Below are 15,530 nucleotides of genomic sequence, written 5' to 3'. Positions count from 1 at the left end.
AATTATACATCCGAAAAAAACTAAAAAGGGTGCAGCAAACGAGAAAAGGGATCTCGCTTGCGCGAAATCCCTTCCTGGTTGACGGTGCTTATTCGACTTCTATCTTCACAATGTTCAGATGGCTTAGGCTTCCTACATCACATGGAACCTGTAAGGTATCCATATTACGATAAGTGTGTTGCAGACAAATGGTCTTTAGCACAACCCCTCGCTTCTCTTATGTCGTAAAGTTAAATGTCTCCACTAGGCTTCTTCGCTCCATTGTTCAACGGAACCCACCTCGCTTCGCACCGTCAGTTGTTATTATGACTCATTATCGCGTTTCTATACACAGATAATAAAAAAAGTGAAACGATTGAATCAGTGCGTCAAAGCATGGCGCTTTTTCTTCCACTTTCGGTCTTTGTTCGTTGTTTCCGGGAATGTGTCGCCCTTCTTCAACTTAATTTGTTTTGGATCTTGAATCTCAGTATGGAAGCTTTTCTCACCGACTTCCATATAAATGGCATCATTGGGTGCTTTGTCTCCCGGTTCAAATTCTGTTTGCTCGCCCATCGTATAACCTCCTGTATGCTTGTTGTATAGATGCAGAAGCGTAACGAGATCGCTTGCTTATGTAGTGTGTGCGCAGTGGTACCCCTTAATGAATGGAGAAAAGTGCTTGTATGCGGAAACGAAGATGCACTTGCATGTCATCTTTCATTTTGGTACACTAGTTTAGTGCGAGTTTTCTCGCTCCTTGCTTCTGATAAGATCAGAGGCCTGAAGTCCATAAGGAGGTGAACGTGAAATGCGCAAATACGAATTGATGTACATCATTCGTCCTGACGTAGAGCAAGAAGCTGTTCAAGCAGTAGTCGAAAAATTCCAAGGCGTTATCTCTAACGGCGGTGGAGAAATTACGAAGCACGATGTGATGGGTAAGCGTCGTCTTGCTTACGAAATCAAGAAGTTACGCGATGGCGTGTACGTTCTCGTGAACTTTACTGCAGAACCTGCAGTAGTAGCGGAGTTGGATCGTCAACTGAAAATTGCTGACGAAATCATCCGTCATCTTGTCGTTAGCGACGTGGCTTAATAGCCAAAACTATCGTAAATTCGTAAAGGATACGTCGAAGGAGGGGATAGCATGTTGAATCGCGTGATATTGATAGGACGACTTACACGGGACCCAGAATTGCGCTACACTTCGTCTGGAGTGGCAGTAACGCAGTTCACGTTAGCGGTTGATCGACCGTTCTCGAGTCAAGGTGGGGAGCGTGAAGCGGACTTTATTCCAGTCGTTACTTGGCGGCAGTTGGCTGAGACATGTGCAAATTATTTGCGCAAGGGTCGGCTTACAGCAGTAGAAGGACGCATTCAAGTGCGCAACTATGACAATAACGAAGGTAAACGTGTATACGTAACCGAAATTATTGCTGATAATGTGCGTTTCTTGGAATCGAACCGTGATAACGGGGGAACACGTGATGATATGGGCGGCGGCAATTACGGTGCGCCAGCACCGCAATACAACAATGCTCCAGCACGTGGTGGGAATTCTAATTCTCGCGGACAAGCAGCTGCAGATCCTTTCTCTGATGACGGCAGACCTATCGACATTTCCGATGATGATTTGCCATTCTAGAACGGAAAGGACTGACATGAATGAGCTTTAAGCAAAATGAAGGCGGCGAACGCGAAGGCCGTAAATTCGGTGGCCGTAGAGGTCGCAACAAGCGCCGTAAAGTGTGCTTCTTCACAGTTAACAAAATCACTCACATTGATTATAAAGACATCGACCTGTTGAAGAAATTCATCAGCGAGCGCGGCAAAATCTTGCCACGCCGTGTAACAGGTACAAGCGCGAAGTACCAACGTGCTTTGACGATCGCTGTAAAACGCGCTCGCCAAGTAGCATTGCTTCCTTACACTACGGAGTAATGATGGTGCAGAAGACAGCTGATATCATATCAGCTGTCTTTTTTTATTGGCATATTTAATTTATCGAAGATGCGTTTTCGTTATTTCCCATCGTGTTCGATTTTGGATTGCTGATAATAATATACTAGCGGAACGTAAGGTTTAAGATTTCTCCCTTTTTATTGCTATATCCGCTAGGCATCTTCGTGGGCACATAATTCGCCCACTTCCGAGATATTTGCTTTCCCCGCACATGCCAATAGCACGATCCCCCCAAGAAAATACAACGATATCTTCAGCCATTTGTTCATGCTGTCTCCTCCTGTTGCATAAGATTCATCATGTACAAGTATAGAACATACCATTTCTTTACTTGTGCAGCTAATATAGTAACCCCGTCCTTTTTCTAATATACCATGCCTGTATCCCATTCAATCTTGATTTCGGAAATGAATAAATGCTGCTTCAGTTGGATGGGGGTTCCGTCTCGAGGCGGATTCCCCCATATGGCTGCAGTGATACAATGGATAGCAGGAAAAGGATGAAAATGGATTCGGTACGGAGGTTTAGATCATGAGATGGCACGAACGATTCAGTAAACGTTGGCAGGGACAAGAAATCGACTATCAATGGCCATCCCCACAGATTCCGATCATTAGCATTCGGAGCAGTGGCGCTAGCCGAGTAGGCCGGCACAGTAAGGTTGCAATTGGCCTTATCGCGATTGGGGATATCGCAATCGGTCTCATCGCTGGAGGAATGATAAGTGTAGGTCTGCTTGCATTTGGTGCCATTTCCTTAGGACTGCTGGCGGCAGCGGGTGCCATTGCATTCAGTGATTTGTTTTCAGTAGGGGCGATTGCGGTTAGTGATTGGCTGTCGATTGGTGCTGTTGCCGTGAGTAGTGTCTTATCCATCGGTGCTGTTGCAATTAGCAACGTGGCATTAGGAGTCGTCGCTATCGGTCAATATGCGTATGGAGTCGTCGCTATAGGCAATCATGGGTTTGGACTCATTCCATTGACGTTAGATGTTGTACGCTGGGTGAAGAGCTGGTTCGGATAATCATTATTCCATATCCTGTGTGAAAACCGCCCAATAATGGGCGGTTTTTTGGTACTTCTGTCAAAATAGTGATCCAGATCATGAAATCTGTATTTTCCTTTTTGATCGTTTGCATGTAAAATAAAAATATTGTTTCATGCATAATCATCAAAGAAATTTGTCAAAGAGGGTTCTGATTACCGGTCGTTACAAACAGATAAAATCGACCGAGCATGCTCATCCTATATCTGATACAGCTTAACCATAAGGGAACGTGGATATTCCAATATTGGGTTGTGAAGCTGTTCAGTGTTGAATGTGAGCATGTCTTTTACATTCATCGTCACATACTGTTCTAGGTAGGGGTCTAAGCGGTGTGAAGCTCATATTCAACGAATAGAGTAAGTGCACGATCGCATGATCAAAGTCGCAATTATTATGATTCGAATAAATGAGAAGTAACGATGAGCAGCTAGCATGGCTGGTCTTTTTTGAAAAATCACCATGCGAAGCCTTCTAGGGGAATAGGTACTGCTAGTATAGGAAATTTGTGTCGTTCGCACTGGGGCGAGTATCTTTGGGAAGTGAAGCAGGTGTGATGTGCTGCCAATTTCGAAATAGAGCGAACCGAAACTTACACACATGAGGAAAATTGAAACACCGTATGCGTATAGGGAAATCAGGTTGACGCGGATAGCCATGCGCAGCATAATGTTTTTCATCTGGTCAATGCGGAAATTGCCTAAGAGCTATACTGACACAGGTATGGAAGGGCAACAAAATGCTTCTTATATGTATGGAATAAGAAGTATCGGTTAGTAAATGGATTTTGGATATGATCGCATCACATAAAGGAAGAAGAGGATTACGAATGAAAAAAATAAATATAAAAAATGGGGAATCGCTCTGGCAATCATCGCGATTGTTGGTCTTAGCGGATTTATATTCCGCAAGCAGCTAGCGGTTCTGGCCTTCGATATGTTCTTATCCGGACATGTAGAAGAGACGCTTGATAAGTCTTATAAGCCAATTGAAGGCAAAGAAGAAGTAATTCGCAAAGTGACGGAGCCATTCTCTGTACTACTGCTGGGGGTTGACCAGCGAGGCAAGGAAATTGGACGTTCTGATACCATTATATATTCGGTTGTAAGACCACAAGATAACAAAGTATTGCTGCTGTCGATTCCACGTGATACGTATACGGAAATCATCGGCAAGGGATTTGAAACAAAACTCAATCACGCTTATGCCTATGGCGGAGCGAAGATGAGCATGGAGTCGGTAGATAATCTGCTTAAGCATAAGGTTGACCATTATGCGACAATTAACTTCGAAGGATTGAAGGATGTCGTCAATGCATTAGATGGCGTTAAACTCCCGATAACGAAGGCAATCGTCAACAAAGATCCCGATCATGAGAAGTTCCGCATTGAGCCGAACAAGCCAATCTATGATGGTCAAGAAGCATTGTACTTCGTACGTTACCGTGAGGATTCGGATATGAACCGTACAATGCGTCACCGCATATTCTTGAACGCGGTTATGCAGCGTACCATTGAAATGGATAAAATCGGACGCATTCCAGAGCTTATTGAAATTATGGGTGAGAATTTTACGACGGATATGCGACCGAAGTATATGATTGATTTGGCTAAGACGATGTTCACGAATGACGGAGTACCTAGCATTAGCAGTTATATGCTTCATGGTGACGGCAAGATGATTGGCAACGGATGGTACTACATGGTGAAGGATGAGGATCTGGATTATATTAAGACCCTGCTGGACAACTGGCTGGATCCGAAGACGAGCAAAGAAAATCTAATGGAACCACGCCAAGTGAAAGAAGATTAATGGTATAGAAACCGGAAAGTCAGTCGTATTTTTACGACTGACTTTTTGTTTTTGTATGCCTAAATGTGTTAATTTATTGTTAGGGAGTTACAGCGATCATCTCGCTGGAGTCGTTTGAGGAGGAGACCTAACGGATGAACATTGCTTTTTTCTTAACACCGAAACATGAGGTTGTTAGTCTTACATTGAATACAACATTGAGACAAACACTCGAACGCATGGAATATCATCGGTACACGGCTGTTCCGATTTTGAATGATGAAGGGGAATATGTAGGGACGGTTACCGAAGGAGACCTGTTATGGCACATGAAAAATTCCAATGGCGCGATTACGTTTGAGAACGCTTCAAAATTCTTGCTGAAAGAAGTTTCGCTGAATATGCATAATAAATCAGTACGAATTGACTCCAATATGGAGGATCTTATTAATTTGGCTAAGGTGCAGAACTTTGTCCCGGTGGTTGATGATATGAACCGTTTTATTGGCATCGTGAGGCGCAGTCAAATTATCGAATATTGTGAGCAGTTCGTCACCAAAGCTATGGACGTGAAGTAATTATGGTATAATGAAAATGACGCCCTTTTCAGAAATATGGAAGATATAGGGATATACCCGCGGAATAAGCGGTCTCTAGGTTTCATTCCGGGGTAAAAAGATTGAATGCGCAAGAGGTGAATGTATTGAAAAACCGCTGGTCATCGTCTTTATTATGGGCGATTGTAGCGCTCGTATTGTTATTATCCATATTGCAGCCGATACAGGTGTTGACGATGAGTTTTATGGCGGTTCCATTTGTGATGCTGTATGCAACGCAATCAAAGCAGAGATTCGCACTCATCACTGCTGCCGTACTTGCCGTCGTCTACTTGTTAATGGGGAAGGCAGGCATGATTGTTGCTGTAACCGCCTTGTACTTTATTATTCCGGGCATTGTCATTGGACACATGTTTAAAAGCAGGAAGCCTGCACTCAACGTGTTCGTTGCAGGAACCGTGACATTTCTCGTTGAGTCCCTTGTCCTCTTCGTCGTGGCGAAGTGGATACTGGACTTCAATGTGTATGAATTTGTGATTGAGATGCTGAACTATGGGATGGTCGGTGTTGAACAGTCAGCACTATTCCCGACGCAAGTAACAGCAGAGATGAAGCAGCAATTTGCGCTTCTCATGAGCAAGATGGTTCCTTTTATGATGATTGTGAGCGCGCTGTATATGGGGACGATTACGTACGCCATCAGCCGCCGTCTATTAACCGCGCAAGGGCATGATGTGCAGAAGATGAAACCTGTACACCAATGGATGCTTCCGAAGTCTCTTGTCGTGTACTATTTCATCGTTGTGATTCTTGACCTTGTTGGCCCGAAGTCAACGGACAGCTTCTTAACGATGATTGTATTGAACTTGGCGCCGCTCTTGCAGTTGGCATTCGTGGTGCAGGGAATTGCCTTTCTCTTCTTCTTTGCGCACATGAAGAAATGGGGCAAGGCGCTGCCGATTGTCATTACAGTAGCTGCATTGTTTATTCCGCTGCTCTATTCACTACTTCGAATTGTAGGATTGGTGGATCTCGTCCTTCCGATGCGGAAGTACCTGTCCAAACCAAAAGTATAGGGTGAGAAGGCATGCCTAAACTATTGTTTCAACGTTGGTATACGAAGCATACAAGCTGGACATTCGTTGTATTGATCGCCATGAGCTTAGTACTGACCTGGTATAACTGGGGAGTCGGGGTATTGGCATGGATCAGTATTGCAGCGCTCGCTATGGCATCGTTCACGGCAGAACGTAAATTCCGGGAAGAGACGGAGTCGTATTTATCAACGCTTGGATTACGAGTAAAGCGGGCTGGGGAAGAGGCCATCATCGACTTGCCGTATGGCATCCTTTTGTATCGTGAGGATCGTGTCATTGAATGGCATAATCCTTATGTATCTCAGCTAACCGGACAGGATGGGTTAGTTGGAGAGGAGCTGACGGATATCTTCCCGCAGCTTCATATGGGAAAAGAAAAGGATCGCTCCGCTGAACTGTTTATTGGTGGACGTATCGTACATGCGGATATTGTGCCAGAGGAGCGGGTTGTCTACTTTACGGACATTACTGACTTGTGGAGCTTGCGCAAACGTTATGACGAAGAACGGATAGCAGTCGGAGTCGTCATTATGGATAACTTGGAGGAGTCTACCCAAGGGCTGGACGACCAGCAGCGGGCCGCCCTGCTCGCGCGTGTAAATGGACAAATTACGTCCTGGGCAGGCGAGCATGGTGTATTGATGAAGCGGCTGTCCTCTGATCGTCACTTCATGATTATGGATGTGCAGACAATGAAGGCACTGGAGCAGACGAGATTCGTCATCCTTGATGAGGTTCGGGAGACGACGCTTGATAATAAGCTTCCAGTAACGCTCAGTATGGGCATTGCAGCTGGTGCGGACAGCATCCCAGAACTGGGTCAGCTGGCACAGTCAAGCCTAGATATTGCTCTCGGTCGTGGCGGAGATCAGGTAGCGGTTCGCATGGGACAACGGTTATCATTCTATGGCGGTAAATCGAATGCAGTAGAGAAGCGGACTCGGGTTCGTGCTAGAGTTATTGCGCACGCGCTTCGAGATTTCATTAAGCAGAGCGACGCTGTGTTCATTATGGGGCACAAGAATCCGGATACGGATTCGATTGGATCGTCAATTGGCGTGCTGAACGCATGCCGAATGCTTGGAATTGAAGCCTATATCGTGCTGGAAGAGAGCAATCCTTCGATCGATCGTCTAGTGGACTATTTAAAGAAGGATGAAATTCTATGGTCGAGGTTCATCTCTCGAGCGGAAGCTATCGAAATGATTACGGAAGCAAGCCTTTTGGTTGTATGTGACACGCACAAAGCTTCTATGGTAGAGGAGCCGCGCCTGCTTCAATCGGATCGGATTGTCATTATCGATCATCATCGCCGCGGCGAAGAGTTCATTAATGACGCGGTTCTCGTTTATTTGGAGCCATATGCATCCTCTACGGCTGAGCTTGTTACGGAACTGCTGCAATATATCCATAATCGGATCAACCTCAGCATGCTGGAGGCAACGGCATTGCTGGCAGGGATCACGGTAGATACGAAGTATTTCACGCTGCGAACAGGCTCACGCACATTCGATGCTGCAAGCTTCCTTCGCAGACAAGGTGCAGACCCACTGCTTATCCAGCGCATCTTGAAGGAAGATCTGGATGAGTATATTCAGAAGGCGGAAGTCATCCGCCATGCACAGATGCTGTATGGACATATTGCGATTGCGGTTACAGAGCCAGGACGAAAATTTTCTCAGTTGCTCATTGCACAGGTAGCTGATACGCTATTAAATATGACCGATGTTCTCGCTTCGTTCGTTATCAGCGAGCGAAATGACGGACTCATCGGGATTAGCGCGCGTTCGCTGGGCCAGATGAATGTACAGGTCGTTATGGAACGGCTGGGCGGCGGCGGACATCTAACGAATGCCGCAGTTCAATTGCAAGGTACGCTTGTTGAGGCAGAAGCGAAGCTGAAGCGCGTGCTGGAAGAAATCGACGCAGAAGAGGGGTTGTTCGAATGAAAGTCATCTTGTTGCAGGATGTAAAAGGACAAGGCAAGAAAGGACAAGTCAAAGAGGTTTCCGAAGGGTACGCTCAAAATTTCCTCATCAAGCAGGGACTGGCTCGTCCGGCGACGGACGGCAATCTTAAGACCCTGGATCAACAGAAGAAGTCAGAAGATAAACGTAAGGAACAAGAAAAGATAGATGCGGAAATGCTTGCAGCGAAGCTGAGCGAAACAACAGTTGAGTTGAAGGCAAAGGCTGGTGAAGGCGGCCGTCTGTTCGGTGCCATCACATCGAAACAAATTGCGGAAGCTCTTGCAGGCATGAAGATCAAAATAGATAAGCGTAAAATCGAACTGCATGACCCGATTCGTACGCTGGGATATACGAATGTAGCCGTGAAGCTGCATCCTGAAGTCAAGGCGACGATGAAGGTGCACGTAACGGAGGAATAGAATGAACGAGATGTATGTCGATCGTGTTCCGCCGCAGAACCTGGAGGCTGAGCAGGCCGTTCTCGGCGCTATATTGCTCCACTCCGAAGCGATGATCACGGCGATGGAGCGGATTCAGTCCGAGGACTTCTACAATCCGGCCCATCAGATGATCTATGAGGCAATGATCGATCTGGGTGAAGACAACCAGCCGATTGACCTTGTAACGCTTACAGCGAAGCTGAAGGATAAGCAGCAGTTGGAAGACGTCGGCAGCGTGTCTTATTTGACGAAACTGGCCAATGCGGTGCCAACCGCAGCCAACGTCGATTATTACGCGCAAATTATTGAAGAAAAATCAATGATGCGACGTCTCATTCGGACTGCCACGCAAATCGCAAGTGAAGGCTATACCGGCGGCGAGGATGTCTCTGGACTGCTTAGCGATGCGGAGCGACGTATCTTAGAAATTTCAAATCGCCGCTCTTCGAGCGGGTTTATAGCGATTAAAGATGTATTGATGGAAGTGTATGATAAAGTCGAGACCTTGAGCCAGCAAACAGGCGGGGGGACGACAGGCATACCGTCAGGCTTCCCAGATCTGGATAAGATGACTTCAGGCTTCCAGCGCAGTGACCTTGTCATTGTGGCGGCCCGTCCATCAGTCGGCAAGACCGCCTTCGCCTTGAACGTAGCCCAGAATGTTGGGGTTCGAGCGAAGGAGACGGTAGCGATATTCAGTCTCGAGATGTCCGCGGCACAGCTTGTACAACGTATGGTCTGCGCCGAGTCGAATGTTGATGCAGGACGGCTTCGTACAGGTGCGCTTGAGGATGATGACTGGGAGAAGCTGACGATGTCTATCGCAGCCTTGTCCGAGGCAGAGGTCTACATTGATGATACACCAGGGATTACGGTGGCGGATATCCGCGCCAAGTGCAGACGCCTGAAGAAGGAACATGGTCTTGGCATGATCTTGATCGATTACTTGCAGCTGATTCAAGGGCGCGGTAAGCCAGGCGAGAACCGCCAGCAGGAGGTCTCCGAGATATCACGTACGCTGAAGCAGATAGCGCGTGAGCTTGAAGTTCCCGTTATTGCCTTGTCCCAGTTAAGCCGGGGCGTAGAGCAGCGGCAAGATAAACGCCCGATGATGTCCGACCTTCGGGAATCGGGTTCTATCGAGCAGGATGCCGATATCGTTGCATTTTTATACCGTGATGATTACTACAATCAGGATACGGAGAAAAAGAATATTATCGAAATTATTATCGCTAAGCAGCGTAATGGTCCAGTAGGTACGGTGGAGTTGGTGTTCTTGAAGAACTTCAACAAATTCGTCAGCTACGAAAGGAATCATCAGGACGCCTCTGCGGGATAATAAACGTAAAAGAAAGCGAACGTTGTTTTCCGAACATTTGGTTAAGGTCGGATATCAACGTTCGCTTTTCGTTGACTTTGCACTATTTGACTGATAAACTAGGTATGCTGCTTGGAGCGAATGCATGAAAAAGCAGTGAATAACGGTGTGTAAACACCCGCCGGGGGTATGAATATGTCTACAGTAGTCGTCGTAGGAACCCAATGGGGAGACGAGGGGAAAGGGAAAATCACTGACTTCCTCGCCGAAAGCGCCGACGTGGTTGCGCGTTATCAAGGTGGTAACAATGCGGGACACACGATCTTGATTGATAACAAGAAATATAAGCTGAGCCTGATTCCATCCGGTATTTTCTACACAAACAAAATCTGTGTAATCGGTAATGGTATGGTCATCAATCCAAAGGCACTAATCCAAGAGATTGAATATATTCACGAAAATGGTTTCTCTACCGATAATCTTCGCATTAGTGATCGTGCGCATGTCATCATGCCGTATCACATGGTGCTGGACGGTCTAGAGGAAGAGCGCAAAGGCCCGAACAAGATTGGGACGACCCGCAAAGGGATCGGACCTTGTTATATGGATAAAGCAGCTCGCAACGGCATCCGTATTGTCGACTTGCTCGATAAGGATGTATTCGAGAAGAAATTCCGCCACTTGGCAAATGAGAAGAACGAGTTAATCAGAATGTACGGTGGCGAGGAGCTGGATATCGAAGCTACGTTGCAGGAATACTTCGAATATGCAGAATTCATTCGCAAGTATGTGGTTGATACTTCGGTTGTGCTTAATGATGCGATCGATGGCGGCAAGAAGGTATTGTTCGAAGGTGCGCAGGGCGTTATGCTTGATATCGACCAAGGTACGTATCCGTTCGTTACTTCTTCGAACCCAACAGCTGGCGGTGTCTGCATCGGTTCTGGTGTTGGCCCATCTAAGATTGAAGAGGTTATCGGCGTAGCGAAGGCTTATACGACTCGCGTTGGTGATGGTCCGTTCCCAACAGAGCTGAACAATGAGACAGGCGACTTCATCCGTGAAGCTGGCCATGAGTACGGTACAGTAACAGGCCGCGCACGTCGCGTAGGCTGGTTCGACAGTGTCGTCGTACGCCATGCTCGTCGCGTGAGTGGGATTACAGGCTTGTCCTTGAACTCGCTTGATGTATTGACTGGACTGGAGACAGTTAAGATCTGTACGGCTTACAAGTGCGGCGATGAGATTATCGAGCACTACCCAGCAAGCTTAGATATGCTTGCGAAGTGCGAAGCAATTTATGAAGAAATGCCGGGCTGGTCGGAAGACATCACAGGCTGCAAGACGCTTGCTGAACTGCCTGAATCAACACGCAACTATGTGAAGCGCGTATCGGAGCTGACAGGTATTCCAATCTCGATCTTCTCCGTTGGCCGCAACCGCGAGCAGACGAACCAAGTGCGTTCTATCTATCGCTAATTGCAGCATGATATAGAAACAAAACGGCTTTCCCTTCGGGAGGAGTCGTTTTTTTTGTACATAATTGGGCATACTAAGCAGTAAATGACTGTGAGCCGGCAAGGATCCGAATGCGAGATAGAGGAAGAAGAGTCATATTAGAAGCTGCTAATACTCTATTATACGCACTCGGACACGAGGGAGGGCATATTGCCCTTGCGTGACAGCAAGAGCTGGCTGGGAGGTAGTATAGATGCGCTTAGTGTGGCGTGTGGTGCGATTAGCAATGACGATATTGGTCGTAGGTATATTATCTAGCTTACTAACGGTTGGAACGACAGCGATTGTAGTCGATCGATATATTCAGACTGCCTTGGATAATTTCCAAATCCCGATAGAACGGAAGCCGCTGACACTGACCTCCATGTGGGGTGTGCTGCTTGGCTCTGATGTACAAACGGCTAGTCAATCAAATAATAAGTCTACAGGTACGAGTCAGAATGGGATAACGGGAAGTAGCGGGAACCATGCAGAACGAACTACTACTAATAGTCAGGAATCGGGATTTAATCGGAATGGGCAGGGAGCGACTGAGACGAATGGTGCCGGAACGACAGGATCTCCACCTGCTGAGGGAAATGAAGGCGAGAGTGGATCAACTCCAACTCCTGATGGCGCTTTGCCGGTGATGGGAGGCATAACATCCGGTCAGGAATCGAAGGGGCGGGAGGCGATAATAGTGCCGCCTGACGCGATAGCGAAGAGCAAGGAAGAGTTGTCGAAGGAGAAAAAGGATCAAATCTTCGCAACCTTGATGAAAAAGCTCCCGCAAGAGGATTGGCAGCGCATCTCCACTTTAATGGAGGGAGGATTAACTTCCAGTGAGGTTATGGAAGTCGAACAGATTCTTGCGAAGCATCTAAATGACGAGGAATATAAGGAGATGCGGGAGTGGATGGTGGGAGAATCGAAGACGAAGGATACTGCCAGCACTACAGATGGTACAAATGCAAAGGAAAGAAAGACAGAAAGTGCTGGAACACCGTAGTCTGATTCATAGGCTTCACGAAGAACGATCCTTGTGAGGATCTATGCTGAATAAACCGATTAAAAGGATTGCATAATAAACGCGAAATTGGCCATCTCCTCAGGAGAGCACATTTTCGCGTTTTTGTTTTGGGAAAGTAAGGGGTGTATGGATGGACAACGTCCAAATAATGACGAATTCGGTCAAGTTGCAATGTACTTTCGACCTATGGTACATTAAAAAAAGGTGACAAAACGTTAACTTTTGTAAATTTTCATAGATAAAGATCACATTACGTATGAGAATATAGGTATTGTATTCGCAAAGGAGACCATCATGGAACGTTTCAACGGAAATCGTCGGGAGGAAAAGGAACAAATGAATGATCGCAACCGATGGCAACAATGGACGGCTGCATGGCGGAAACGGTTGACGAAGAATCCTGCAACCCGATGGATGACAAAGGGGAAAAGAACGATTGTATTCGCAATGAGTGGCATGGCATTGGCTGCATCTGCAGTGTGGGGAGGCATTACCTATGTACAAGCCAATACGATACCTTTTTATCACGTATACCATAAGAATGAACTGGTGGGTACGGTGTCTACTCTAGAAGAAGTCGATAAATACTATGCAGCTCGGCTCCAAAAGGAACAGGCTAAGTATCCGAACGCCCATATGAAGATAAATCGAGAGGGAATTCGAACAATTGAGGATTCCGGATTCAAGGCGAAGCCGACAACGGAAGCAACGTTAGCCAAGCTCGATCAATTGACAACTGCATATGCAGAGGGTGTCGAGCTGAAGATCAATGGCGCGACGGTCGGATATGTGAATGACGAGGCTACGGCTGAGAGAATATTGAAGCAGGTGAAGGCGAAGTACACTCCATCTGCATCGAACAAAGGGAACGCGAAGGAAGTACGCGTATTAGCTGCGCCTATGCGCTCTGCGAAGGCAACGAAGGCCGTATCACGCTTGGAATCTGTCAGTTTCCGCGAGCGTGTCAGCACGGAAAATGCCAATATTAGCCCAGACAAACTGATGACGCAGGATGAGGCGATTAGTAAGCTGACGACAGGCCTCACGAATAAGCTCCAATATATTGTGAGGACAGGAGATACCGTTTCTTCAATTGCAAATAAAATGAATGTCTCTATGGATGCGATCTACCACAACAACCCGACCGTTGGGGAAGAGCGCCTGCAAGATGGACAAATTCTTAATTTGACGGATACGAAGCCGCTTATTACAGTGAAGACGGTTGAAGCTTATAGCGAGTATTTGGTGACTGAGCCGCAGAAGATGATCAAGGAAGATCCGAATATGCGCTCTGGGGAGTCCAAGGTTGTCCGCAAGGGCAAACAGGGATTAAAGCGCATGTCTTATCGCCTGGTGAAGGACAACGGCAAACTGTCCCACGAGGAATGGATTGAGCAAGAGGTTGTCGAGCCTGCCATTCCGGAGATTGTCATTCGCGGCACGAAGGTCGTGCGCGGCGAAGGGACAGGCTCCTTCGATTGGCCTGTGAACAGTGCAACCTTGACAAGCGGATTCGGCAAGCGCTGGGGCCGCATGCACAAGGGGATCGACATGGTATCCTCGGATCGTTCGATTATGGCTGCTGATGAAGGCGTCGTACTGTTTGCGGGTGTGAAGAACGGGTATGGCAATTGCATTATCGTCAACCATCGCAATGGGTACAAAACCTTGTACGGCCATCTGAGCAAAATTAATATCAATGCCGGTGATATTGTGGAGAAGGGTCAAGATATTGGCGTAATGGGCAATACGGGCGATTCCACAGGAACGCATTTGCATTTCGAAATTATTAAAAATGACGAAGTGCAGAATCCTCTTAAATACTTATAAACACAAGCTAGACGGGACGAATCGGATGTCCCGTCTTTTTTATATTTAGATTGCCGCGTTATGCCGTCTTCTCCAACGTTTGGGTTCGGGATGTAGAGACAATTATGGTAAAATAGAGTGACATAAGGACTGGCTGCATGCAGAACGGAATTTGTGACTGTATTAGTACGTGACAGGAAATGTGAAGGTAGAGGGAGAGGTGCGGATCCGTGTACGGCAAAATTCTCGTTGTAGATGATGAACAACCGATTGCAGATATTTTAAAGTTTAATTTGGAGAAGGAAGGCTACGAGGTCATCTGCGCCTTCGATGGCGGAGCTGCTGTTGATTTGGCAATATCGGAGAAGCCGGATCTTATGCTTCTTGACTTGATGCTGCCCGTGAAGGACGGGATGGATGTGTGCCGTGAGGTGCGTCAGCATTTGCATATGCCTATTATTATGCTGACGGCGAAGGACACAGAGCTTGATAAGGTATTAGGCTTGGAAATGGGAGCCGATGACTATGTTACGAAGCCGTTCAGCACGAGAGAGCTGCTGGCTAGGGTTAAGGCTCATTTGCGGCGCCAAAACAAAATCTCTACTCCGGATCCGGAAAAGGATGCCGAGACATCTGCTGCAGAGAAGCAGGGCATGAAGCTGCATGAGCTGCTCATTGATACGGACATGTATGTAGTCTATAAGAACGGAGCTATGCTGGATTTGACGCATCGGGAGTATGAACTATTGTTCTACTTGGTACGCAATGCTGGCAAGGTCATGACACGCGAACACCTGCTGCAGGCAGTGTGGGGATATGAGTATTTCGGAGATGTGCGCACGGTGGATGTAACGATACGCCGCCTGCGCGAGAAGATTGAGGATGATCCGAGCAAGCCGGAATATATCATTACACGGCGCGGATTGGGATATATGATGCGCAATCCGCGGAGTGGAGGGTTCTAGTGAAGCGGGGGCTGGGTCGATTTTTTCGCACCATTCAGGCGAAGCTGATTATTATCTATGTGCTGCTT

The 15,530-nt window shown here is 47.0% G+C and carries 15 protein-coding genes; 14 read left to right on the top strand and 1 reads right to left on the bottom strand.

What is annotated here, in order from left to right; translation table 11 throughout:
• Positions 1 to 360: 360 nt before the first annotated feature.
• On the bottom strand, positions 361 to 555 hold the full coding sequence (locus AZ66_RS10605) for a YjzC family protein (RefSeq protein ID WP_021258400.1): 195 nt from the start codon (positions 553 to 555) through the stop codon (positions 361 to 363).
• A 235-nt stretch (positions 556 to 790) separates the two neighbouring features.
• On the opposite strand from AZ66_RS10605, the gene rpsF reads away from it, so the two are divergent.
• From rpsF to yycF, 14 genes are all read left to right on the top strand, one after another.
• Positions 791 to 1,078, top strand: a complete 288-nt coding sequence (gene rpsF / locus AZ66_RS10600; RefSeq protein ID WP_021258399.1) for a 30S ribosomal protein S6 — start codon at positions 791 to 793, stop codon at positions 1,076 to 1,078.
• A 51-nt stretch (positions 1,079 to 1,129) separates the two neighbouring features.
• Positions 1,130 to 1,627, top strand: a complete 498-nt coding sequence (gene ssb / locus AZ66_RS10595) for a single-stranded DNA-binding protein (protein ID WP_021257539.1) — start codon at positions 1,130 to 1,132, stop codon at positions 1,625 to 1,627.
• 20 nt (positions 1,628 to 1,647) lie between these two features.
• A complete protein-coding gene (rpsR, locus tag AZ66_RS10590; protein ID WP_021257538.1) occupies positions 1,648 to 1,923 on the top strand; it encodes a 30S ribosomal protein S18 in 276 nt (91 codons plus the stop codon).
• 552 nt (positions 1,924 to 2,475) lie between these two features.
• Entirely contained in the window at positions 2,476 to 2,967 is a 492-nt protein-coding gene (locus AZ66_RS10585; RefSeq protein WP_044354824.1) for a hypothetical protein, read from the top strand.
• Positions 2,968 to 3,924: 957 nt separating this feature from the next.
• Positions 3,925 to 4,800, top strand: coding sequence for an LCP family protein (locus AZ66_RS10580; protein ID WP_231586819.1), 876 nt, complete (start codon positions 3,925 to 3,927; stop codon positions 4,798 to 4,800).
• Between the two features lie 134 nt (positions 4,801 to 4,934).
• Positions 4,935 to 5,357 carry a CBS domain-containing protein gene (locus tag AZ66_RS10575; RefSeq protein ID WP_044354821.1) on the top strand — a complete coding sequence of 141 codons (423 nt, stop codon included), beginning with the start codon at positions 4,935 to 4,937 and terminating at the stop codon, positions 5,355 to 5,357.
• Between the two features lie 101 nt (positions 5,358 to 5,458).
• A complete protein-coding gene (locus AZ66_RS10570; protein ID WP_231586818.1) occupies positions 5,459 to 6,412 on the top strand; it encodes a YybS family protein in 954 nt (317 codons plus the stop codon).
• A gap of 11 nt (positions 6,413 to 6,423) precedes the next feature.
• The gene (locus tag AZ66_RS10565) at positions 6,424 to 8,382 is read left to right on the top strand and encodes a DHH family phosphoesterase (protein WP_044354819.1); all 1,959 of its coding nucleotides are present in this window, start codon (positions 6,424 to 6,426) and stop codon (positions 8,380 to 8,382) included.
• Positions 8,379 to 8,822, top strand: a complete 444-nt coding sequence (gene rplI, locus AZ66_RS10560) for a 50S ribosomal protein L9 (RefSeq protein WP_021258394.1) — start codon at positions 8,379 to 8,381, stop codon at positions 8,820 to 8,822. The genes AZ66_RS10565 and rplI overlap by 4 nt, the downstream gene beginning before the upstream one ends.
• 1 nt (position 8,823) lies before the next feature.
• A complete protein-coding gene (gene dnaB, locus AZ66_RS10555) occupies positions 8,824 to 10,182 on the top strand; it encodes a replicative DNA helicase (RefSeq protein WP_021258393.1) in 1,359 nt (452 codons plus the stop codon).
• A gap of 174 nt (positions 10,183 to 10,356) precedes the next feature.
• Complete coding sequence (locus AZ66_RS10550) at positions 10,357 to 11,640, top strand: adenylosuccinate synthase (protein WP_021258392.1); 1,284 nt, start codon at positions 10,357 to 10,359, stop codon at positions 11,638 to 11,640.
• 232 nt (positions 11,641 to 11,872) lie between these two features.
• Entirely contained in the window at positions 11,873 to 12,667 is a 795-nt protein-coding gene (locus tag AZ66_RS10545) for a hypothetical protein (RefSeq protein WP_044354817.1), read from the top strand.
• Positions 12,668 to 12,982: 315 nt separating this feature from the next.
• Positions 12,983 to 14,518, top strand: a complete 1,536-nt coding sequence (locus AZ66_RS10540) for a peptidoglycan DD-metalloendopeptidase family protein (protein WP_044354816.1) — start codon at positions 12,983 to 12,985, stop codon at positions 14,516 to 14,518.
• A 209-nt stretch (positions 14,519 to 14,727) separates the two neighbouring features.
• Positions 14,728 to 15,462: a response regulator YycF gene (gene yycF, locus AZ66_RS10535; RefSeq protein WP_044354815.1), complete on the top strand. Its 735-nt coding sequence runs from the start codon at positions 14,728 to 14,730 to the stop codon at positions 15,460 to 15,462.
• The last annotated feature ends 68 nt before the right edge of the window (positions 15,463 to 15,530 follow it).

This window comes from Paenibacillus sp. E194, from assembly GCF_000935845.1.
GTDB lineage: Bacteria > Bacillota > Bacilli > Paenibacillales > Paenibacillaceae > Paenibacillus_B > Paenibacillus_B alvei_B.
This window is presented reverse-complemented; position numbering and strand designations above follow the sequence as displayed.